The following is a 22,758-nucleotide window of genomic DNA, read 5'->3' as shown; positions in this document are numbered from 1 at the left end:
AAATATTAATTTTGAAAAATTTATTAGAAATTTATTTTTACATTGTACCCTTTTAGTATAGGCTGAAAGGGGTGTCAAATGAAAAAAATATTGAGGTTAGTGAAAAAATTTTTTTTAATGTGTATTAGTATTATTTTCTTTGGTACAGGTGCTGTATTTATATATCATAACTGTCAATTAAAAATGGAATCGAAATTAATGAACAATAAAGGTGAACTTGTTAATTTCAATAATAAAAAAGTGAATGTTTATAATGAGGGGAGCGGGGAAGATACGTTTGTATTTATGGCCGGATCTGGAATTGCCGCTCCTGTTTATGAGTTGAAAGGCTTATACAGTAAATTTTCGAAAGAAAACAAGATTTCTGTAATTGAGAGAGCTGGTTATGGATACAGTGATGTTTTTCAAGATGATAGAGATATTGATACGATACTAGAACAAACAAGAGAAGCGCTTATTCGAAGTGGGAATAAACCACCATACATCTTAGTACCACACTCTCTATCGGGTATTGAGGCCATTTATTGGGCACAAAAATATCCAAGTGAAGTAAAAGGGATTATTGCGTTAGATATTGGTTTACCTAAACAGTACGTGACTAATAAAATAGGTATGGTTGATTCATTAAAAATAAAAGGGATGAATATTTTAACGAAAATTGGTTTTCAGAGATTAGCTCCCTCTATTACTTATAATCCCGAAGTCATTCGTCAATCCTTTTTAAACGAACAGGAAAAAGATGTTTATAAAGCGCTTACGTATAAGCGGGCTTTTAATGATGATATGAAGCAAGAACTTTTACAAAGCTACAATAACGGTAAAAAATCAAATTCTTTATCGATCCCAAAAGAAACACCTATGTTATTTATAGATGCGATTGCTAGGCAATATAAAGATTCGAAGTATACAAAGCAAAAAAACAAAGATTATAAGGAGTTTGCTAGCAAGTTATTAATAGCTGATGTGAAAATAATTGAAGGTACACATAGTATTTATTTATATGCTCCTGATGAAATATACAAAATTGCTATGGATTTTATTAAGAATAAAGTAGTGAAGAACTAAGCAATTGTTATTTTAGTGATGAAAGGTCTACATAATGAAAGTATATAACATATTAATTGTTGAAGACGATTTAATTATAGGAGATTTATTACAAAAAATTTTACAGTGTGAGAAGTATAATGTGTATTGGGAGAAAGAGGGAAGGAAAGTTCTTGATATAATTCATGAAATAGATTTAGTCGTAATGGATGTTATGTTACCAGGCGAAGATGGTTATCAAATTACAAAGAAAATAAAAAATCTAGGATTAAATATTCCAATTATATTTCTATCAGCAAGGAATGATATGGATAGTAAACTAAAAGGTTTAACTATTGGAGAAGAATACATGATAAAACCTTTTGACCCTAGAGAGTTGTTGTTAAGGATTCAGAAAATGTTAGGTAATCAATATGGTACGTTCACGCAAATTAACCATGTATTTATAGATGCAGAATATAAAAGAGTTTTTATTAATGATTTGCGTAATGAAGTTGCTTTTACAGCAATTGAACGTAAAATATTCTTCTATTTATATGAAAATAGAGATAGAATTTTATCGAAAGAACACTTCTATGATTACCTATGGCAACTCGAAGATAGAAATCAAAATATCATGAACGTACATATAAAGAAAATCAGAACCAAAATTGATGATAAAACAGGTGATATTATTCAGAACATATATGGAGAAGGGTATAGATTAAATACCTATATGAAGAAATGAACTTAAAGAAAAAATATCAGTTACTATTATTCTCCGCTATTATTAGCGTACCACTGTTATTGTTGTTGATTAGTATCTTTGTATCAGTTATTTATAATGCTGTCTTTAAAACTAAAAATAAGAACATCCCTTTTCACGAATCCTATGCATATCCTACTATGTTAATCATATTTTTGTTATCACTATTAGTATTAGCTTTTGTATTTTCAAGGTCGATTAACACCGTATTAAATAAAATTAATATATTAAATCAAACAATTCGAGATTTGGCGAGTGATAAAAAAATCCCTAATATAATAGATGTTAAAAGCGATGATGAAATGGGAGAACTGATTAAATCAGTAAACTTGCTTATCGAAAGAACAACTTATCGAGAATTGGAACTACAACAACAGGAACAAATAAAAAAGGAACTATTAAATAAATTACGGCATGATATTAATACACCCTTAACAGCGGTCAGATTACAATTATATTATTTAGAAGGTGAGTACAAGGAACAAGCACCAGTACTTGAATCACTGTATGAGCAGATACAATATATAAGTGATTTAACTAACGAATTTAATATGCAATCTACCGAAACCTTAGAGAATACTTATATTGTGCATGATGAAGTGAATATACATAATTTAATAGAAAATATGATTAAAAAATGGAGCTATTTGTATAACATTCATAAAATTGAATTAGTATATAATCCACAAGATAAAGAGTTGATATGGAATAGTAATGAGTTATGGATTCAAAGGCTATTTGATAATATTTTTCAAAATGTCCTTAAACATTCAAAAGCTAAAAAACTTAAAATCATTATAGATGAAGATATTGTTTATTTTAGAGATAATGGGATTGGGTTCGATATAAATAGTAAAGGAACAGGACTTGGTTTGAAAAATATTGAAGATATATCAAAGATGTTTGATATAAAATACACTTTACAATCAAATAGTGAGGGGACAATGTTTTCATTTGAAAATACTAAAGTTTAGAGAAAAGTACATAAAACCACTACCTCCCAACCATACTAATAAAATGTGTTGGAGGTGAGTTTTATGGACAAAAAAGACTTTGAAAAGGTGTATAATGATTATTTACATCAAGGAGAAGAGCAAGCTCAATTTGAAGTAGGCCATGAAGTCAATACAGGAGCAGAACAAATTGTTGCTGTTCGTAAAAATGATGATGGAGATTTAATAGCGTTTAAAACAAGTAGCGGGAGAGAGTTAGATTATATGACTGCTCTTAATGAAGCGAAATCAGGGAAGTTAGCTCATGTGGACGTATTTCATAAGTATGGCAGAGATATTATACGTAGTGAACCGGATGGAATAAAAGAAAATAACTTAGATAATTTACCTTCATTTTAAACGGGTAAACCTCAAGAAGAGAATGTTCATTACGATATTCTCTTCTTTGTTTTGCGAAGTTTTCCTAGCAAATAGACGATTCATTTTTAAAGTGCGATCATACTTTTAAAGAGCGTTCTAAATTTCTCTTTATCTTCTGCTGTAAATGGTTTCGGTCCCTTTGTACGTTTACCACTTTTTCGAACCATTGCACTTAAATATCGTGTTTGTAACAATTGTTCAATGTTATCATTCGTATACTTATAGCCTTTATGGTGTAGTACGATACAGCCTTTTGCTAAAGCGAGCGAAGCAAGACCGTAATCTTGTGTTACGATTAAATCTTCTTTTTTTGCTAACTGCATAATTCGGTAATCAGCAGCATCTGCTCCGGAATCAACATATATTGTTTCCACACCTTTCGGCTGCTCTGCATTAGAATAATGAGAAAAACTAGTAACGAGTGTAACAGGAATTTCCGCATTCGTAGCTTCAAAAATAATTACATCTTTTACAGGACAAGCATCTGCATCAACGTAAATTTTCATTTTTATCACTCCTATAAATAGGTTCGTGTTGATAATAATGGTAGATTTAGGTTTTGTCAAATGAGTAATATCTTCCTCAATTTAATACGTATGTATTTTTATAAAATAAACGGATATTTCGAACTAAATAACGAATGTACTATAGATTTTAATAAGTGGTTATATGTAGTGATGTGAAAATTTCTTAATACGAAAGTATTAGGAAGTTTTATTTGAATTTCATTCTGCGGATTGATTTTTAATAGTGTTTATTTGGATAAAATAGCAATAGAATATATAAATAAAATGTATTTTAAATTAGAGGATCATTTCATGTTACTGCTCTATGCAATGGTTTCAAAAGATAAGTAAGTCTGAAATTAATCAGGAGGGCCGAATGAGGAGTTTCGATTTATCACAAACAACTATTAATATATCAAAAAATGATCTTATTTATAAAACGAATGATAATAAGTATTGGGTGTATGAAGTGATTTTTCAATCGCATGAAGGCATACCACCTCATAGCCATCCATTTGGAGAAGATTGTGCAGTTGTGTTGTCAGGTCATTTGGATTATTATATTTCAAATAAAATAATGATTCGTGCATCAAAAGGAGAGATTGTGTTTGGGTGGAAGAACCATATACATGGCTATAAAAATAATGAAACAGAACCCTTGCATCTATTAATTTTCGTTGCGCCGAATAAAATTGGGCTAGAATATTTACCTGATGATGATCCAAAAATTGTGCACGTACCGGAAGAAAAGCGAATAATGAAGCTTTCCGAATATCAAGTAGTACATTCCCCTTTTTCTTCTTTTGAAAGAATAAAAATAGATGGTGAATATTCAGAAGCATATAATGAGAATGGACTTATGGTGTTTATTGATATCGAAAATAAACAAATGTATATATTTGAGGGTGAGAATGTGGAGATAAAAACTTCAAATCCCATAGTATTTATTAAGTATACAGCTAGATTGTGAGAATGGAGAGTTGCTTTTCTGTATTTATAATAGATATGTAGTTAAGAATATTAAAGAGGAATATTTTACAGAAAATAGGGGATGAGTTTTATTATTTAACTTGTAGACAACGAAATAGAAATGACCATTTATTGAGGAGAGCGATATTTATATGCAGTTATATTTTTATAATGAAAACTTCAGAAATATAATAAATCAATATACATTGTCAGAAGAGCAGCTTTGTTATACAGGTTTACCCAAAAAGCTTGTAAAACTATCGAGTGAGGATTCAGATCGGCATTCAATTTTAGCTATGAAAGATAATGAGCTTGTAACGTTTTTTGTTTTACATAAAAATGACGGGGTTAAACCATATACAAATAATGAAAAATCTATTTTAATAAGAGCATTTTCAACAGATTTTCACCATCAAGGGAAAGGATATGCAAAACAAGCTTTAAAGATATTACCTGACTTTGTCCGAAATAACTTCTTAGGTATAAATGAAATTATTTTAGCAGTAAACGTTAAAAATGTAGCTGCACAATCTTTATATGAAAAATGTGGTTTTTGTGATAATGGGGTTAGAAGGATGGGGCGGAAAGGTGAATTAATCATAATGAGTTACAATTTATAAGAATCATTCTTAGAAGTAGGGAAGAAAGATAAAGAAAAACGAAAAATTTCGAAAAGAAAGCCCCTGTATCAATCATCAGGAGCTTTCTTATAATTTAATTTTGGAATGAAGCTTCTTTTCATTATTTTTTGCTTACTTATTATCTGGAGTTAATGAATAAAGAAGTTTTAAATGTATTAAAAAGTTATTTTATTTCCCACAAACCAAAATAGCCTCCCGCAAACGAGAAATACCTTCCTCAATTTGACTAATATTCACTTTTCCATAAGATAAACGTATATAACCATCTTTTGCGCCGAAAATACTACCTGGCATAAAAGCAATTTCTTGTTTTAAACTTTGCATAATAAGTTGTTTTTCGTTTATCGGTTCTTTTAATTTTCCCCATATGTATATTCCACCGGTCGGATTTGAAAAAGAGATTTTATCATGAAGTTGCTCGTTTAGAGCGTGAACGATAACGTCTCTTTTTTCTGCTAGTTGTTTTCGTAACGGTACGATATGCGACTGAAATGGTACAGTTTCAAAAAATTGTTGCATAAGCCACTGTGGGAAAATGCTCATACCTAATTCCATTTGGTGCCTTGCGTCGGATAACCTTTCTACTACAGACTGCGGGGCAACGAGCCAACCAACTCGTAAGCCTGGTGCAATCATTTTTGATAAAGAATGTACATAAATGACAGTTCCATTTTCATCAATTGATTTCAAAGTAGGGCAAGGTTGTTTCTTTTCTAGCGTAAGTAAACTAGACGGATCATCTTCCACAATCGCAATTCGTAAGTCTGCACAAAGTGATAATAGTTTTTTTCTACGGTTTGGATGAAGCATCGTCCCCGTAGGGTTTTGGAAATTTGGATTTAAAAAAATCATTTTAATGCGGTGCTTTCTATATAACTCCTGTACATCATCTGGGTTAATGCCGTGTTCATCAACAGGTAATGGGAAAATACGAATACCTGCTGATTGGAATAGAGGCAGGGAATAACAGTGTGAAGGACTTTCGAAAGCAACAGCATCACCTGGATTTAATAAACATTGCACGATAAGGTGAAGTGCTTGCTGTGCGCCAGATGTAATCATAATGGATTGTTCAGTCGCCTCAACTTTTAAATATTCTTTCATATATTTTACGACCGCTTGTCTTAGCGGGAGATAGCCTTGCGGATGATCGTAACTTAATGAATGCGTTAACGGTTGTTCACGTAAAATCGCTTGTAGTTGATCGTGGGGATAAAGATTACAACCGAGCTCTCCGTTTGCAAAATCAATAATATTTTCATTTTGTTGTACTTCTGCCCGAATATGGCGAAGTAGTGGTAAGTTTGGTAAAAAAGTACCACCTTCTACGAAATTTCTCCAGTTCGGCGTTAATGTTGGAGAAACACCCCACATATGTGTACTCACGCGTGTTCCTTTACCAGTCGTACTCTCTACAATTCCCATAGCACGTAGTTCATTATAAGCAGTCGTTACTGTACTTCTGTTTACATTTAACTGCGTAGCTAATTTCCGTTCTGAAGGGAGGAAGCTTCCTGGAGGAAGTTCTCCATATGTAATACGTTTTTCAATAAAGTCAACAACTTGCTGATAAATAGGGATTTTACTGTCACTATCTAGTTTCCATTCCATAAAAAACGCCTCCGTATCTCTTATATACATCAAGTATAGCAAATTGGCTGGGTAAAAAAACAGCCAATTGGACGGTGTTATATCCAGCCAATTTTACTATGCTAAATAGGGAAGGGGAGATTCGGATGAAACGATGGCAAATGGAATGGCTCCTAGTATCAGTTGCATTAGTATGGGGAGCAAATTATACAATAGGAAAGTATGGAGTGGCATATATGTCATCCATTCAATTTAATAGTTTACGATTTTTAGTAGCATCACCGGTATTATTACTTATCACTTTTATGATGGAACGCTCATTACGTATTGAAAAAAAAGATTGGTTACGATTAGTAGCAGTCGGTATCGTTGGTACGGCAATGTATCAAACGATGTTTATGCTATCTGTGAAATATACTTCAGCAACGAACGCCTCATTATTAATTGCGATGTCACCTATTTTTACAGGGATATTAGCAGTATTGCACAAACAAGAACGTTTTTCGATGAAAGTACAAATTGGTTCAATAGTAGCGTTTATTGGTGCAGCATTCGTTTTATTAACAGGACATACAGGAGGAACTACTTACGAATATGCGTGGCTCGGAAACATAATTGGATTAGTCGCAGCGATTGCGTGGGGATGGTATCCAATATTAGCGCAACCTCTTATAACAAAATATTCCGCAATGAGAGTCACATCTTGGTCAACTTTAATTGGAATTGTACCTCTCGTTGTATATTGTTTATTCAACGTAAATACATTAACGTGGCCAGTAGACATGCCAAGCTGGGGGTCTCTAGCATATTCAATCGTCTTCGCGACAATCTTCGGACTTGCAATGTGGTATGTCGGTATTAGTCAAATAGGCTCAACGAAAGTAATGGTTTATATGTATCTTGTACCATTGTTCGCAGTTATTTTTGCGGCAGTAACAATAGGGGAGCAAATCAATATGATGCAACTGGTTGGCGGACTTATTATCTTTGTGGGTCTATATGTTGTAAAAAAAGGTGGAATCAAAAAGCCAGCTCTCAATTTGAAAAAAGTAAGTTAACAATAAAAAGGATCTCTTTCATATAGAAGGAGATCCTTTTGGTTTTTGTAATAAAAGCGCTTGTTCAACAGCCCATTTTTGATGATCATGAATGAGAAGCTCTACAGCAAGTAAAGGAGACATCCACCGCAAAACATGATCTTCCTCACAGTTTTCAGTTTGTGTCTGCACCATGTTCGCAATATAAAAAAATCCATCGTTTAAATAATATGTATCTTCTTTTTCTGCATAAAAATATCGCATTGCATTACCGATATATTGATTAATTTCAATTGCCCATCCTAATTCCTCTAGTAGTTCACGATGTAAGCATTCATCTTTTGTTTCGGTACCTTCCATACCGCCACCAGGTAAAAAATAACGGTCTCCTTTTTGGATAATAGCAATGTTTGAAGAAGTTGAGTTAAAAATAATTGCATAACAACTAGGCCGTAATACATATTGCTCAGTAGGCTTTTTATAACCAAAAATAAGTTTAGATATCATAAGACACGTCACCTCTCTATAAAATACACAAAAGGAATAATAAGGTAAAAATAGAATTGTATAAGTATAATCTTACGAGATTGGAGTGATAACAAAATGATAAATCGAAAGTGTTCGCGCTGTAAAGAAATTACAGGTACATTGCACGGTGGTAAAAAAATTAAGGAAGAATTTCTATGTGAGGACTGTTTACAAAAAGGAATTGCGAGCGGTGAAATCGAATTATCACAAGTGGAGCAAGAACAAACTTCGTATCTTTCTATAAAAATATTAAAAATAATGAGTGTGATTTATTTAATAGCATCTATTTTAATGGCTTTTTCAACCGGTCCATTTATACATAATATAGGATTTGATGAAATGTCCATTTCAGGCCCAGAATTAGGTTTAATAAGTATTGTTATGCTAGGTTCTTTATTCCAGTCTGTTCTTGTATTTTGCGGGATATGGGTATTCATCCTTTTAGTAGAAACAGTCATTAAAATTTATGAAAAAATGAAGTGAGTGAGAGGGAGAAACATATGCGAGTAAGAAACATCCAAGGGGAAGATTATGTAAAGATTCATTCTGTTTTAAATGATTGGTGGGGCGGGAGAGACATGGCTGCCATGTTGCCAAAATTGTTTTTCGTTCACTTTCAAGAAACGAGTTTTATCATTGAAGAAGATGGCGAAACGTTAGGTTTCTTATGCGGATTCTTTTCGCAAACGCATAAAGAGGAAGCGTACGTTCATTTTATCGGGGTAAATCCGAAGTATAGAAGAAGAGGAATCGCATCGACATTGTATTCTTATTTCTTCGATGTAGCTCGTGCAAACAATCGTAAAGTTATAAAAGCAATCACGTCACCAGTTAATAAAAAATCGATACAGTTTCATAGGGAGATTGGCTTTCAAATTGAAGCTGGAGATGATCAGATAGAGGGTGTATCGGTACATACAAATTATGATGGGAACGGCGGGAGTAGAGTGTTATTTTTGAAACATGTGTAAAAGTAGGCTAGCACAAAGTTAGCCTTTTTGTTGTGAGGAGGTATTAGTATGGAAAATAAACAAAGCAGAAATGAGTATGTAAGACGCATACATACAGTTCAAGATTATATAGAATCAAACATAAATAGTTCACTATCTATTGAAGAGCTAGCCGAGGTAGCAGGATTTTCAAAGTTTCATTTTCATCGGATTTTTAAGGGGATAGTAAACGAGTCATTATCACGGTATGTAAACCGATTGAAGTTAGAAAGGGCAACACATCTACTTACATATCGGACAGATATGACGATTACAGATATTGCGTATCACTTCGGATTCACAGATTCAGCAGTTTTCTCCCGAACATTTAAAAATTATTACGGCGTAAGTCCATCTCAATATCGAAACGACAATAGCAAGAATTGCAAAGACGTAAGGGGAATTCCTCAATACAATGAATGTAAGAAGGTTCGAGGAAATGTTGAAATTGTAACAGCAGACAATATAAACGTCGCATACATAAGACATATCGGTACATATGAAGAGTTAACTATAGCTTTTCCGAAAATGATAGAGAAATTATTTCATTACGCAGCTAAGCAAAACTATCATGTATTTGAGGATACGAAAGTATTAACCATTTACCACGATCATCATGAATTTACTGAGGACTATCATTTAAGAACAAGTTTATGTGTAACAATTTCAGATGAATCCACAGTAGAAACGAACGACGTTGGAATAATGGTAATACCTTCTGGAAAGTATGCAGTAGGACATTTTGAAATATGCCAAGATGAATATAAAGGAGCATGGGATTTCTTATACGGTGAATGGCTGCCAAATAGCGGATATAAACCGAGAGACTCGTATCCTTTTGAAGTATATAGAAATGATCCAAAGCAGCACCCGGAAAATAAACATATAGTTGATATATATGTACCTATCGAACCTTTTTAATTATAGGTTAAAGGGGAAGGAATAATGAAAACTGCTGAAAAGTTAGATCAAATTATACAAGAAGAATATAAAAATATGAATGGCATGTTAGTAGTGCAGAAAGGTAATGTTGTTTTTGAAAATTATTATAATGGTTACAGTCCAGATAATGCGTTTCATGTAGCGTCAGTTACAAAAACGATAATCTCTGCGTTAATTGGGATATGTATAGATAAGGGCTATATAAAAAGTGTTGATCAAAAAGTAATAGAATTTTTCCCGGAATATAAATGTAAGGAATCTGAAGTAACCGTACGCCATCTTCTAACAATGACAGCGCCATATCCTTTTGTAGACTGGCAGGAACCGTTAGAAGAACTATGTACACAAGAGGATTGGGTACAGCATACACTTAATAGAATGGGGAACGGTGGAGAAATTGGATCTTTTAAATACTCATCTGCAGGAGCGCATGTACTATCAGCAATTATTACGAATGCAACAGGGAAAAGTGCACGTGAATTTGCGAATGAGTACTTATTTCAACCACTCGGCATGAGCGAAATTCCAAACTACAATATGAAAGCATTTGGATTCGATGACTTATTCGGAAAAGATGTGAAAGGATGGGTTCACGATCCAAATGGTATTTCGACGGGCGGCTGGGGAGTAACGTTAACGGTTAGGGATATGGCTAAGTTTGGACAGATGTATTTGAATGAAGGGATTCATAATGGAAAACAAGTTCTATCAAAATCATGGATAAAAGAATCGACAGAAATGAACCAAAATCAATATGGTTACTTATGGTGGTTACGAGAAGAAGATGGAATCTTTTCATACTGTGCTATGGGTGATGGGGGGAATATGATTTGTTGTATTCCAGAGAAGGAATTGGTGGTGGTGATGGCTTCTGAAGTTGTGCCAGAAGCAAATGATAGATGGAGATTAATCAAAGAGTATATACTTTTAACAGAGTAATGGTGAGCTTGTAGAAAAATTTAAACGCTCCCCGTAACTTTCCTCAATAAAAAATCGTTAAACATTAGGAAGGGTTATTAATCACGAATGGGGGAGAACTATGAAGATATTAATTCTAGGCGGTACACGATTTTTAGGAAGAGCATTTGTAGATGAGGCTTTACAGAGAGGGCATGAAGTTACGTTATTTAACCGCGGAACAAACAAAGAAGTTTTTCCTGAATTGGAGCAGTTAATCGGTGATAGAAATAACGATGTATCAAGTTTAAAAAATCGAAAGTGGGATGTTGTCATAGACACGTGTGGATTTTCTCCACATCATATTAGGAATGTTGGAGAAGTGCTCAAAGATAATATTGAACACTATGTATTCATCTCAAGCCTTTCCGTATATAAAGATTGGATTCCGCATGACATAAAAGAAGATTATATATTACAGCCCGAACCGACGGATGATCAAATAAAGGCTATAGAGAATGGTGAAGTTTCACCTTATGAGTATTATGGTGCACTGAAAGTATTATGTGAAAAAGAAACAGAGAAGTATTGGCCGGGGCGTGTGTTACATGTAAGAGCAGGTCTTCTTTCAGGAATGTTTGATTATACAGATCGACTTCCATACTGGATTCAGCGTGTAGCAAAGGGTGGGAAAGTATTAGTACCAGGAAGAAAAATTCGTCCCGTGCAATTAGTTGATATAAAAGATGTCGCGAGATGGGGGCTAAATATGGCAGAACATCATAAAGCAGGAACATTTAATATAACAGGTCCGAATGATGAATTGACGATGGAAGAGCTATTAAATACGTGTAAAAAGGTTACGAATAGCGATGCTGAATTTGTTTGGGTAGACGAAGCGTTTATGAGTGAACATAATGTGCAGCCTTGGACAGAAATGCCTTTGTGGATTCCAGAAACTTTCCCATTAGATGGTGAGACGAAGCCGTGGAGAGGCGGGTTTTCTATTTGTATCGAAAGTGCGGTTAATGAAGGGCTTACTTTTAGAAGAATAGAAGAGACAGTTACAGATGTGTATGAGTGGATGGAGAGTACGGAAGAATGGGAATTAAAAGCAGGTATTTCAGGCGAGAGGGAGAAGGAATTGTTAGAAAGATGGTATCAATAAATTTAGCGGAGTTCTTTGAATATGCTTGATTGCACATAAGGAGGAAAAGGTGATGTGGAAAGACACCATTCACAGTATCTCATCAAATTTAAGCTTGAAAAACCCAGCTACGAAGGATGAACTTACTGATATACAAAAATGTTTACATGTGGAGTTACCGAATGATTTATATCAATTATTACAGGAAACAAACGGTATAGAAGGTGAATACGGTGACTTTATATGGTCTGCTTCAAAAATTAAAACTGAAAATATGAGTATGAGAAATATAGTTGATTTTAAGGATTTATACATGCCTTTTGACTGTTTATTATTTTTTGCTGATGGGGGAAATGGTGATTTGTTTGGCTATTCCATTTTGAATGGAAAAGTACAAAGAGATGACATATATGTATGGAACCATGAAAATGATAGTAGAACGTGGGTTGCTCCTTCTTTAAAGACTTTTATGGAGTGGTGGGAGAGTGGAAAGATGATAATTTAAATATAGTATCAAAAAAAGTGCCTTGTTACTAAAGAAACAAGGCATTTTTTCACGAATAATTAATCTACCACTCAATCGGTTCTTCCCCGTACATCTCCCATAGCTTAGGAAACATCTTTTTTAAACCTTCTTCATCGTCTTCATCCCAATCTAACTCGATATCAACTTCCTCAAACTCTTCATTTGTTAAGACATGGTATAGTGTAAAGTATGTATCATCTTCATCCCCAGTCTTCTCCATGTAAACTTCTTGCCCGAAATATAGAGTAAGTTCTTCAATCTCTGGGACGTCATACTCACTCAAATTTTCTAATACAGGAATTAATCGTTCTGGATCTTCAATACAAGCTTCGTATGTCTCTTTTCCTTGATATAATAACCATCCGCGGAAGTAATCGAAAGTATCATCTGAACAGCCACCCATAATAATATAGGCTGCTGCCCATAAACGGGAGGTATAGGAGTCTTTCAAAAGGCGATGCATATGCGTATCAAAAGCTACAATTTCATGTACTGTACGTTTAGCAAGGTGAGAAGTAAGCCATTCTATTTGTTCTTCTTGGTCCTCACCTTTCGTTTTTGCACGATGAAGTAGCTCCCAAAATTCTTCTTCGGTTATCGTTTTTTCTTTTATGTAATCTTCCCCAGGCAACGGGTCTGTATATCCTTTTTTACGTTTGGAAGCAACTAGTTTATTAGCTTCATTCATACATTCTTCTTCTGTTTCAAACTCTTTCGCTTTCACACTGCCAGCTGTGCCAATTTTTCCGTAAAACACAACATAGTCTTTTTCTTTCACAACGATTTTCCAAAACTTATTTGATTTCTCAGTTTGCTGGATTAATAACGTTTCCATCCGTACCCCCATAATGTTTTCTAGTGTGCAATATGATTGTAACATATGTATATACACTTGTAATGATGAAAAATAATAGTTTAGAAAATTCAAAAACCATTGAATGGAGTGGATAAATTTAGTAACCTTATTTGTACAGTAATTACATAATTGTTTTGTAATAATTCGATATTTATATAAGGGGGCGTTACGGATGGATCTTACGTTTAAAGTTGAGGAAACATGTTTTAATTACCGAGTCGGAGCAATTTGTAAACAGGATAATAAAATACTTATTCTGCAAGGTGACGGTAAAGATTTTTGGTACGTACCGGGCGGAAGAGTGAAAATGTTAGAAAACAGTGAGGATGCGTTACAACGGGAACTTGCAGAAGAACTAGCTGCTCCTATTAAAGGGAAGAGATTAATATGGTCAGTAGAAAATTTCTTTACACTTTCTGAGCAAAAGTTTCATGAGATTAGTTTTTATTATGAAGTAGAGCTACATGAATTACCTGTAAATGGAGCGGATCAATATATTTTGGAAGAAGAGGATAGAACATATTTGTTTAAGTGGGTGCCGGTAGAAGAGTTACATGCATATAATTTACAGCCTGCATTTATAAAAGAGAAAGTAAAGAATATAGCAGTTCATACAGAACATTTCATTTTACAAGATTAAATGTATTCGGAGGAGAAAAGGATGAAGGGGATTAAAAAAGAGATACATATAAATGACAAAGTAATTTATTACACACATATCGAAAAAGGTTCTAGTACCGTTTGCTTTATGTTTTCAGGTTCAGGATACAATTATGATAAGCCGTTATTTTATTACGCGACGATGCTTATGCTTGAACATAAAATTGATGTTGTACATATTCATTATTCTTACGACGAACAAGTAATGAATAAACCAATGGAAGAAGTAACAAAAATAATGATGGATGATATTAATCCTGTAATGAAGGAAGTATTAAAAGCTGAGCAATACAACGATACTATATTTTTAGGGAAGTCACTCGGAACAATTCCAATTGCGAATGATTTAATGAAGAGAGAAGAGTTTTTACAGTCGAAAATGATATTACTGACACCGTTACTGACGTTTGATACGATTTTTGATTCTATCTTGCATAGTAATCACGAAGGGTTTTTAGTTATGGGGGATAAAGATCATCAATACAATGCAGATCAAGTTGATCAGCTGCATAAAACAAATTTACAGATTGAAGTTGTCAAAAATGTAAATCATTCTGTAAATGTTGGGGGATATGAAACGAAAAATTCAATTGAGGCTATAGCGAAAATAATAGGAAAACTTAAAGAAGTTGTTAGGACAAACTAACCTATTAATACATGCAAAAGAGGTGCGAATTACACCTCTTTTACTTTAATAAGCCTTCAAAACATGAAGTAAATAATCCTTACGATTCAGCGGATTATAATCAACACGTTTTCGAGTAGGGAAGGGAGCCATAAGCTTTGTGAAACCAGCTGGCTTCGTTGTAAATATGCCTTCTCCTTCTGTAAATGAATGTAGTATTCGTTTGAAACTCTCTGTTTTCGCAACAGGTAATGATCCTGTTAACTGATAAGAATTGTTATTGAATATAGGCTCTGCAAAAGTTGCTGGAACGGCAGCGAGCTTATACATTGCGGTACTAATTGCTTGCTCCGGTACAGTTAATTCAAACGCATTAACTGGTTCATATACATATGTTGCAGCTTGTTTTAAAGCATCCATTAAAACGAGCGGTGTTAAGTTTCTAAAGTCACTCGCTGTTGTAACAGGACTAGCATAACCAGTATGTGTTAACGTGACCATAACATCTGTAACTTCCCAACCATATAAACCTTGTTTTAACGTTTGAAATACTGTATCTTTAATTGCTTTATGAAATGCTAAAGGCAATGAACCAAGCTCAACACCTAATTTATACGTTATGCCAGAGTTAAGTTCACCACGTTCAATTTTAAAACCAATTGTTGCGTAAAATGGATTCGCTTTTTCACCCATGACTTCAACGGAATTCCCAATGCCAATTGGCTTTTCAATACATACAACTCGCGTATTTGAGAAAGTAACCTGTAAGTTATATTTCTCATAAAGTGTTGTTTCGATAACCTCTTTTTGTACTTCACCGAAAAGGCGAATATAAAGTTCATTATGAACATCATCTTTCCACACTTTAATAAGTGGATCTTCTTCACAGAGTTCCATAAGTGCAGCGTATAAATCATGAATTCGCTCTTTAGGTACCGCATCAATCGCTGCTTCCATTTGTGGTTCGGCAAAGTGAATATCTTTTATATAATCCGTACGTTCACCGATAATATCACCAATTTTTATATCATTCAGTCCCCACACTTTGCAAAATTCTCCGCTAGGAACGATAGTAGATTGAACAGCATTTCCTCTATGAAACATACACATTTTTTTAATCTTTTCTTTATGTGGTAGAGACTCATCGCGCTGTATATCAACATATTTTCTAACATGTAAGCTACCTGAAAAAACTCTTATATACGCAACCTTTTCTCCAGAAGGTTCACGTTCAATTTTAAAAACAACACCGGATAATGGTTCCTCTTGTGCCGATGTAAGAGCTGGCATTAGGGCCGGAAGTTTTTCAAGTATTTCAGTTACTCCTATACCTGTCATTGCTGAACCGAAAAAGATTGGATACACATTTGCTTGCTGTATTTGCTGTTCTAGTTTTTCTCTTAATAGTGCGTCCGGTATTATTTCGTTATTTACATATGATTCAAGTAATGATTCATTAAATGATGCTAACAGTTCCATACAACCGTCATATGATTTGTATTCAATGATCCGGGCTTCTTTCGTTCCTTCGTTTAGAACAGAATAGAAGGGGAATGCTTCATTTGAAAGAACCTCTTTTATTTGTTTCATAACTTTTTCAGTGTTTGCGCCACTACGATCAATTTTATTAACGAATAAAATAGTCGGTATGTTTAGTTTCTGTAATGTTCGCATTAAAATTTTTGTTTGTGCTTGCACACCTTCAACGGCAGAGATAACTAAAATCGCACCGTCTAGAACGCGGAATGATCGCTCCACTTCAGCGATAAAATCAGCGTGTCCAGGTGTATCAATGACATTTACTTTTACATCATCAATAAAGAAAGAAACGACAGATGCTTTAATCGTAATTCCGCGTTGTCTTTCTAATTCCATTGAGTCAGTTTGTGTATTACCACTATCAACTCGGCCAATTTCTTTAATCACATTCGTTTCATAAAGAATACGCTCAGTCAAACTCGTCTTGCCAGCGTCTACGTGCGCGACAATCCCTATATTTATTGTTGTCATTTGTGAATATCCTCATTTCATTTTCCATTTTCAATTCCTCATTTCTATTTGTATATTGCCGCATTATCAATCACTCTCCAGTTCTTTAAATTAGTATTATTATAGTGCAATTAACATTATTTGTAACGCTACAAAGCGCCTTAATTTGGAAAAAATAAAATGAAAACAAAATGCTTGCATTCTAAATCGATATAGATTATATTAATTGACATATCAACTATTGATACATCAAATGTTTTTATTTTGATTGTAAAGGAGGGTTAATTTGACAAGTTCATGCTCAAAAGAAGCGATTATTTTATATAAATTACACTTTCTAAATAAAGAAGTAAGTTCGAAATTTGAAGGGTGTACGGGTATGAGCCAGTCTCGATTAGAGCTTATACTTCAATTATTTGAAGTAGGTGAAATTAGTCAAAAAGCACTTCAGCAAGAAGTGAATATTGATAATGCTGCGATAACAAGGCATTTAAAGCAGCTTGAGGCCAATGAAATGATTGTAAGACGTAAAAATCCAGATGATAACAGAATTACGTTAGTTTCTCTTACTGAAGAGGGACGAAATAAAATTCAGGCGTTTCAAGAGGAAAAAGAACGTTTTGCCGCATCTGCATTTAAAGGATTAAGTGAGGAAGAACGCGATAATCTTTTAAATATGTTAAATCACATTCAAGAAAATATAAAAGAATTATAAAAAAGGGAGAATACAACTATGACTAACTCAGTAAAAACAAATGATTTTAACGAAATTTTAACAGGACGTCGTTCAATTCGTAAGTACGACCCTTCAGTGAAAATTAGCAAAGAAGAAATGACAGAAATTCTTACAGAAGCAACACTTGCACCATCTTCAGTAAACATGCAACCATGGAGATTCGTAGTGATTGAAAGTGACGAAGCGAAAGCAACACTTGCGCCACTTGCGAAATTCAATCAATCTCAAGTAGAAACGTCTTCAGCAATGATTGCTTTATTTGGTGATTTAAACAACTTTGATAACGCAGAAGAAATTTACGGTACAGCAGTAGAGCGTGGACTTATGCCAGCAGAAGTAAAAGAAGATCAAATGAAAAAACTTTCAGCTTACTTCTCTATGGTTACACCAGAAGTAATGAAAGATACGGTATTAATTGACGGTGGTCTTGTAGCAATGCAATTTATGCTAGCAGCTCGTGCGCACGGTTATGACACTTGTCCAATTGGTGGATTTGAGAAAGATCAAATCGCAGAAGCATTTGGACTAGATAAAGAAAGCTACGTACCAGTTATGTTAATTTCAATCGGGAAAGCTGCAGACAGTGGTTACCAATCAGTACGTCTTCCAATTGAAAAAGTTGCAGAGTGGAAATAATTTTATAAAAGAACTTCAATAAGTGAAAGATGAGAGGGGAAGCACCATGATTATTATTCACGCAATATTTCAAGTAGACCCAGCAAAACAACAAGCATTTTTAGAAGAAATTCAGCCACTCATTCATGGTTCAAGAGAAGAAAGTGGCAATGTATCTTATGACTTATATAAAGATACAGAAAAAGAAAGTGTTTATACGATGGTAGAAGTATGGAAAGATGAAGCAGCAGTTGCGAGCCATAATACGAGTGAACACTTCACATCTTTCGTTAGTAAAGCAGCACAATTTTTAACTGCTCCGCTTAATATAAAAGCTTATAATGGAGAATTAGTAAAATAATAAGGTAGAAAAAGATGACTTTAGCATATGGCTGAAGTCATCTTTTTTGTATAAGTAGAATCCATTTTGGACTCAGTTATGTTGATAGATAAGCGTTGCTCGCATCCTCAGTAACAGTGCTGAATTGTATGTTAAATTCGAACATTCGGTTTATTGGGATATTTTTCCGTGGTATAATTTTCTTGTAAATAAAAGGTAGAGGGGAGTAAGTAATGGGAGAATTTCAAAGTAATTTGCATACGGCAACGCAACTTGCAACGAAAATGAGAAATGCTTCAGATAGAATGCAAAGTGCTACTAGTCGCTCTATAAATAAGGCAACGCGTACTACACTATCTGCGAACTTCAAGGCACAAGAAGCAAATCAACAAAATTTACAGATCACGAAACAATTTTGTACTGCTTTTCAACAAACAATTGATAATATCCATTCCGTAGCAAATGAATTTGAGAAAATGGATACAGGACTTCAAAAGACTTTTCAATAATGTAACAACCTACGTAAAGGGGAAAAGGTAGGGGGAAAAGATGAGTCAAGGAATTGAAACGAGAATCAATCAATGTAATCAAAAATTACGAATTATATTTGAAGAACAAAATGAAAACCGAATCGCGCTGCAAAATCAAGAACGAGCTGAGGCTAGTTTTCATGAATGGAAAAATAGAAGTAATCGTTTATTTAACCGAATACTAGAAACTTGGCACGGCGACAAAGAAGTGTTTCACCTTTTTACGAATATGCGGCAAGAAATCGGACAGTATGAAAGAAAACTTACATTCGAATTAGAAAATGAAAAAGAGACGTTGCTTAAAGAAAAACGGCATCTCAGTGAGAAAGAAAACGACCTTTCCTATGAACAGCAGCAACTACAAAGGGAGGCCAATACATGAGTTTAAACATGTATTTGGGAGAAGTACAAAGTCAAACTCAAAGTATGAACGCTATATGTAATGCTACGATTCAAAGTATGGAACAAGTCATTCAATCTATTGATGCCTTTGCGATAGACACAGTATTACAAGGACAAACATACAGTAGTGCAAAATCCTACCTTGTCCAAACATTTCGGCCATTAGCGCAAGGAATTATATGCTTATGTGAAGAATTAATTCGCCAAAACGAAGCATTTCCAAATGAGTTCCAAGCGAAAGTTGCTTCGACAGATGTGATTGAACAAGAAATAAGAGAACAAATAAGGGGAATTAATCAATCGATTACAAGTATAGAAGCAATAGAAGTACTTACACCAATGCCCGGAGTAGGTGCAATTGTAACGGTATTAGGTGCAATGAGAAAAAAACTGGAAGAAAAACTAGAGCATTTATATGAATTCAATCATTCATCCAGCAACAACTACAGCACCGCTCTCCAATTAGCAGCTAGCATCACAGCCGGACTCGCTGAAGTGCAAAGTGGGAAAGGATTTAGCCCTGTGAGTGGGACGTTTAGTATACAAGGATTGAATATGGATTGGGTGAGTTCGATTCAGGGGATTATAGAAGAAACAGCTCGAAAAAATGATCAGTCAATTAAAGATATAGAAACAAATAACATAATTGAGGAGAAATCTCCGGTTAGAAATGCTTGGGACGATGTGGCAGACGGTATAGTTGGCACGTTTGAAACAGCGAAAAAGATGTGGGAAGCTATTCAAAGAGGCTCGGGGAAAGCTATTGGTGATGAAATCGAGTCCGCAATAGCTTTAAGTAATATGGACATAGGAACTTTTATTAATGTAACCTATGCACTTTTCCATTTGGATGAAACTGTAAAAAATATGTGGCATGCATTTTCAAATAAAATAAAACGAGATATGATAGAGGGAGATGCAGAGAGTCGTACAGAATTGACTACCTATGGATTAACACAAATAGCTACCACAATATTAGGCGATAGGGCACTAAATAAAGTAGGCCATATCACAAAAGGAGCAAAAGCATCAAGTGGAGTAAGTACATTTGCTAATGCAGTAAAACTAGCAAAAGAATTGAAGCCTACGCTTGAAATGTTACAATCATTTAAGAGAGAGGCTTCCTATGCATTCTCTAGTGTTGGTGGAACTATCATAACCAAAATACCACAAGGTGAATTGATAGAAGCTTATTATAAGTTTGCGAAGTCTAAAGATGGTGGTAAGGGTACGGGTGGATTCAGTAATGGAACTAGTCGGGCTAACAAGGTTAATATACCCGAAAGTAGCATTAAACATTCAAATGTAGGTGACTTTACAACACATCCTAAAACAGGAGATATTTCAAAAATGAAGGGTGGAGGACATGGACAAAGTAATATTGAATTTTTGGAAAAAAATAATGTAGATTATAATATAAATAAAGTATACGAAAACGGTGTTAGGGTAGGTAATGTGCCTGGACACAAGGTGAAAGCAAAAAGAACAGGTTCCAATCAATCATGGTTTCCAGAAAGCTGGACAGAGTCTGATATTACAGCAGCAGGTGCTAAGATTGCTGAATTGCCCGGATTTGCGAATACAGAAAATGGTGTGGCTATTTTTGGAGAGTATAATGGGGTTAGGGTTGGAGTTATAAAAACAAATGGAGAGATAGGGACTATTTTTCCAGATGCGACTAAACAACCGTAGATAGAGTTTGGAGGATTAATATGGATATAGCAAATAAAATGGAAGTTATATTAAATGAAAGAAAAAAATTAAATTTGAATGATGACTATGGGATACAAAAAAGTTGGAATGAAATAATAGAAGTTCTCTCAGAAAATGAGGGAAATACTATAAGATATTTAGAGAACTGTAGTAAAGAAGAGTTATATTGGATAAGTGAAGTTTTGGAAGATATAGTAGAAATTATACAAAGTAAAGAACTAATTAATTGCTTAAGAAAATTAGATGGAAAATTTCCAGAATTAGAAATGACAAATGATATTGATATTGCAGAAAGTTATATAGAAAATCCTTAAATTAAAGGAATAGTTGGTGTGCTTAAGTATAGAACCATGGGATATAATGATACTTTCTTGAAATTCATAGATCATGATGGTTGTACCATCATAGAGTGTTATGTGCAATGATAGAAAATAGAAAACGAGGTACGAGCTTAGGCGAGATGACATTTTACTGTACGACGAATATTAAAGACTTGGAATGGGAAAAAATTTACAAATTTATGCTACTTAAAAATATATGAACTTAAAGCACTTGGTTGTCTATTTGAGACAATAAGTGCTTTTTTAATTGAAAGGTAAGCTATAAATTTATCGAAATTATTTTTATGAATTAAAGCTAACAGAATATGCACATAGGCTTCAATTGCAGGTATATAGTTTGTTTTTCAATGTCAAAAAACATTAATAAAAACAGGGCAAAATTATTAAATAGCCGGGTCCATTGTAGAAATGTTTGAAGGTATCTCGCTCATAGGCGAATCTAATTTCTTAACTATCGTGGCAGAAGTAGGAACTGGTGGGTTAGCATCACCAATTGTTATTCCATTAGATATAGCAGCAACAGCTACTGGGGCAAGTCTTTTTGTACATGGTGGATTTGTTTGGAATAAATCGATTCAAAATACTAAGGATACTCTTCAAAAAATCCAGTCTTCTGGTGGAGGTAAGGGTGCGAGTAATCGAATACCTTCTTATGGAAAAGATTCTGTACCTAAAGGCCCATACCGTGAAGTAAATGGTTATCCAATAAAAGTGAAAGCAGGAGCTCAAGAAAAGCATATTCCTGATACACCGAACTATAAACAAGAATTAGCAAATGGAAAAAATAAGAGCATTTTCTATGGCGATAATAAAATAGCGCAAGAATTGCTTGATAAGTTCGCCGGGAAAGGTGAACTATTAAAAAACGGTAGAGAAAGAGTAGACTTTGGTGAGCCAATAGGAAAATATTATGACCGCAATACTGGTGAATACTATGAGACTACTAAAGGGTTGATCCATTATGGAAAAGATGGCGCTCATATAGTACCATCAAGACCATAAAAATCATAAGAAAAG

At 34.2% G+C, this 22,758-nt stretch carries 27 protein-coding genes and 1 pseudogene; 23 read left to right on the top strand and 5 right to left on the bottom strand.

What is annotated here, in order from left to right:
* Nucleotides 1-78 precede the first annotated feature (78 nt).
* From C3Y97_RS14870 to C3Y97_RS14855, 4 genes are all read left to right on the top strand, one after another.
* Nucleotides 79-1,065: an alpha/beta fold hydrolase gene (locus tag C3Y97_RS14870; RefSeq protein ID WP_136363489.1), complete on the top strand. Its 987-nt coding sequence runs from the start codon at nt 79-81 to the stop codon at nt 1,063-1,065.
* 34 nt (nt 1,066-1,099) lie between these two features.
* Complete coding sequence (locus C3Y97_RS14865) at nt 1,100-1,771, top strand: response regulator transcription factor (protein WP_000870354.1); 672 nt, start codon at nt 1,100-1,102, stop codon at nt 1,769-1,771.
* On the top strand, nt 1,768-2,763 hold the full coding sequence (locus tag C3Y97_RS14860) for a sensor histidine kinase (protein WP_016124792.1): 996 nt from the start codon (nt 1,768-1,770) through the stop codon (nt 2,761-2,763). The genes C3Y97_RS14865 and C3Y97_RS14860 overlap by 4 nt, the downstream gene beginning before the upstream one ends.
* A 63-nt stretch (nt 2,764-2,826) precedes the next feature.
* A complete protein-coding gene (locus C3Y97_RS14855; RefSeq protein ID WP_000358176.1) occupies nt 2,827-3,141 on the top strand; it encodes a DUF3892 domain-containing protein in 315 nt (104 codons plus the stop codon).
* Nucleotides 3,142-3,227: 86 nt separating this feature from the next.
* On the opposite strand, the gene C3Y97_RS14850 is transcribed toward C3Y97_RS14855, so the two are convergent.
* Nucleotides 3,228-3,668, bottom strand: a complete 441-nt coding sequence (locus C3Y97_RS14850; RefSeq protein WP_136363488.1) for a YaiI/YqxD family protein — start codon at nt 3,666-3,668, stop codon at nt 3,228-3,230.
* A 376-nt stretch (nt 3,669-4,044) separates the two neighbouring features.
* Between C3Y97_RS14850 and C3Y97_RS14845 the strand changes: the two genes are divergently transcribed.
* Both C3Y97_RS14845 and C3Y97_RS14840 read left to right on the top strand, forming a co-directional pair.
* A complete protein-coding gene (locus C3Y97_RS14845) occupies nt 4,045-4,638 on the top strand; it encodes a cupin domain-containing protein (protein ID WP_001255984.1) in 594 nt (197 codons plus the stop codon).
* 151 nt (nt 4,639-4,789) lie between these two features.
* Nucleotides 4,790-5,257 carry a GNAT family N-acetyltransferase gene (locus C3Y97_RS14840; protein ID WP_001177778.1) on the top strand — a complete coding sequence of 156 codons (468 nt, stop codon included), beginning with the start codon at nt 4,790-4,792 and terminating at the stop codon, nt 5,255-5,257.
* A gap of 189 nt (nt 5,258-5,446) precedes the next feature.
* Here the strand turns inward: C3Y97_RS14840 and pdxR are convergent, their stop codons facing one another.
* A complete protein-coding gene (gene pdxR / locus C3Y97_RS14835; RefSeq protein WP_048519370.1) occupies nt 5,447-6,889 on the bottom strand; it encodes a MocR-like pyridoxine biosynthesis transcription factor PdxR in 1,443 nt (480 codons plus the stop codon).
* A 125-nt stretch (nt 6,890-7,014) separates the two neighbouring features.
* Here pdxR and C3Y97_RS14830 point away from each other — a divergent pair, with 125 nt between their 5' ends.
* Nucleotides 7,015-7,926: a DMT family transporter gene (locus C3Y97_RS14830; protein ID WP_000832977.1), complete on the top strand. Its 912-nt coding sequence runs from the start codon at nt 7,015-7,017 to the stop codon at nt 7,924-7,926.
* An 18-nt stretch (nt 7,927-7,944) separates the two neighbouring features.
* Here C3Y97_RS14830 and C3Y97_RS14825 read toward each other — a convergent pair whose 3' ends face one another.
* Nucleotides 7,945-8,412 carry an NUDIX hydrolase gene (locus C3Y97_RS14825; protein WP_000623966.1) on the bottom strand — a complete coding sequence of 156 codons (468 nt, stop codon included), beginning with the start codon at nt 8,410-8,412 and terminating at the stop codon, nt 7,945-7,947.
* Nucleotides 8,413-8,508: 96 nt separating this feature from the next.
* On the opposite strand from C3Y97_RS14825, the gene C3Y97_RS14820 reads away from it, so the two are divergent.
* The 6 genes from C3Y97_RS14820 (at nt 8,509) to C3Y97_RS14795 (ending at nt 12,913) form a co-directional block, all read left to right on the top strand.
* Entirely contained in the window at nt 8,509-8,916 is a 408-nt protein-coding gene (locus tag C3Y97_RS14820) for a DUF3980 domain-containing protein (RefSeq protein ID WP_000610496.1), read from the top strand.
* Nucleotides 8,917-8,933: 17 nt separating this feature from the next.
* Nucleotides 8,934-9,404, top strand: a complete 471-nt coding sequence (locus tag C3Y97_RS14815) for a GNAT family N-acetyltransferase (protein ID WP_136363487.1) — start codon at nt 8,934-8,936, stop codon at nt 9,402-9,404.
* A gap of 48 nt (nt 9,405-9,452) precedes the next feature.
* Entirely contained in the window at nt 9,453-10,343 is an 891-nt protein-coding gene (locus C3Y97_RS14810; protein ID WP_086403600.1) for an AraC family transcriptional regulator, read from the top strand.
* Between the two features lie 24 nt (nt 10,344-10,367).
* Nucleotides 10,368-11,303 carry a serine hydrolase domain-containing protein gene (locus tag C3Y97_RS14805; RefSeq protein ID WP_049108133.1) on the top strand — a complete coding sequence of 312 codons (936 nt, stop codon included), beginning with the start codon at nt 10,368-10,370 and terminating at the stop codon, nt 11,301-11,303.
* Between the two features lie 100 nt (nt 11,304-11,403).
* Nucleotides 11,404-12,429: an SDR family oxidoreductase gene (locus C3Y97_RS14800; protein WP_000697698.1), complete on the top strand. Its 1,026-nt coding sequence runs from the start codon at nt 11,404-11,406 to the stop codon at nt 12,427-12,429.
* 52 nt (nt 12,430-12,481) lie between these two features.
* Nucleotides 12,482-12,913: an SMI1/KNR4 family protein gene (locus C3Y97_RS14795; protein WP_000265342.1), complete on the top strand. Its 432-nt coding sequence runs from the start codon at nt 12,482-12,484 to the stop codon at nt 12,911-12,913.
* Nucleotides 12,914-12,977: 64 nt separating this feature from the next.
* On the opposite strand, the gene C3Y97_RS14790 is transcribed toward C3Y97_RS14795, so the two are convergent.
* Nucleotides 12,978-13,769 carry a DUF4240 domain-containing protein gene (locus C3Y97_RS14790; RefSeq protein WP_000449125.1) on the bottom strand — a complete coding sequence of 264 codons (792 nt, stop codon included), beginning with the start codon at nt 13,767-13,769 and terminating at the stop codon, nt 12,978-12,980.
* 193 nt (nt 13,770-13,962) lie between these two features.
* Between C3Y97_RS14790 and C3Y97_RS14785 the strand changes: the two genes are divergently transcribed.
* Nucleotides 13,963-14,430, top strand: coding sequence for an NUDIX hydrolase (locus tag C3Y97_RS14785; RefSeq protein ID WP_136363486.1), 468 nt, complete (start codon nt 13,963-13,965; stop codon nt 14,428-14,430).
* Between the two features lie 21 nt (nt 14,431-14,451).
* Nucleotides 14,452-15,096, top strand: coding sequence for an alpha/beta hydrolase (locus C3Y97_RS14780; protein WP_136363485.1), 645 nt, complete (start codon nt 14,452-14,454; stop codon nt 15,094-15,096).
* A gap of 45 nt (nt 15,097-15,141) precedes the next feature.
* On the opposite strand, the gene C3Y97_RS14775 is transcribed toward C3Y97_RS14780, so the two are convergent.
* Nucleotides 15,142-17,085 (bottom strand): elongation factor G, encoded by a 1,944-nt coding sequence (locus C3Y97_RS14775; protein ID WP_136363484.1) that lies wholly within the window; start codon nt 17,083-17,085, stop codon nt 15,142-15,144.
* 265 nt (nt 17,086-17,350) lie between these two features.
* Here C3Y97_RS14775 and C3Y97_RS14765 point away from each other — a divergent pair, with 265 nt between their 5' ends.
* The 8 genes and pseudogenes from C3Y97_RS14765 to C3Y97_RS28470 form a co-directional block, all read left to right on the top strand.
* Nucleotides 17,351-17,779: a MarR family winged helix-turn-helix transcriptional regulator gene (locus tag C3Y97_RS14765; RefSeq protein ID WP_000204162.1), complete on the top strand. Its 429-nt coding sequence runs from the start codon at nt 17,351-17,353 to the stop codon at nt 17,777-17,779.
* 18 nt (nt 17,780-17,797) lie between these two features.
* Nucleotides 17,798-18,436, top strand: a complete 639-nt coding sequence (locus C3Y97_RS14760; RefSeq protein WP_000185393.1) for a nitroreductase family protein — start codon at nt 17,798-17,800, stop codon at nt 18,434-18,436.
* 46 nt (nt 18,437-18,482) lie between these two features.
* On the top strand, nt 18,483-18,776 hold the full coding sequence (locus C3Y97_RS14755; RefSeq protein ID WP_000583805.1) for a putative quinol monooxygenase: 294 nt from the start codon (nt 18,483-18,485) through the stop codon (nt 18,774-18,776).
* Between the two features lie 212 nt (nt 18,777-18,988).
* Nucleotides 18,989-19,264, top strand: coding sequence for a TIGR04197 family type VII secretion effector (locus tag C3Y97_RS14750; protein ID WP_000503636.1), 276 nt, complete (start codon nt 18,989-18,991; stop codon nt 19,262-19,264).
* A 40-nt stretch (nt 19,265-19,304) separates the two neighbouring features.
* On the top strand, nt 19,305-19,667 hold the full coding sequence (locus tag C3Y97_RS14745; RefSeq protein WP_000077520.1) for a DUF3958 family protein: 363 nt from the start codon (nt 19,305-19,307) through the stop codon (nt 19,665-19,667).
* On the top strand, nt 19,664-21,379 hold the full coding sequence (locus C3Y97_RS14740; RefSeq protein WP_098213083.1) for an EndoU domain-containing protein: 1,716 nt from the start codon (nt 19,664-19,666) through the stop codon (nt 21,377-21,379). The genes C3Y97_RS14745 and C3Y97_RS14740 overlap by 4 nt, the downstream gene beginning before the upstream one ends.
* Nucleotides 21,380-21,399: 20 nt before the next feature.
* On the top strand, nt 21,400-21,714 hold the full coding sequence (locus C3Y97_RS14735) for a hypothetical protein (RefSeq protein WP_000350221.1): 315 nt from the start codon (nt 21,400-21,402) through the stop codon (nt 21,712-21,714).
* A 414-nt stretch (nt 21,715-22,128) separates the two neighbouring features.
* Nucleotides 22,129-22,743: pseudogene (locus tag C3Y97_RS28470) on the top strand (polymorphic toxin type 50 domain-containing protein); the annotation flags it as partial.
* Between the last annotated feature and the right edge of the window lie 15 nt (nt 22,744-22,758).

Source organism: Bacillus sp. DU-106 (genome assembly GCF_004799705.1).
GTDB lineage: Bacteria > Bacillota > Bacilli > Bacillales > Bacillaceae_G > Bacillus_A > Bacillus_A cereus.
Note: the sequence above shows the minus strand (reverse complement) of the source record. Positions and strands in the feature narration are given on the sequence as shown.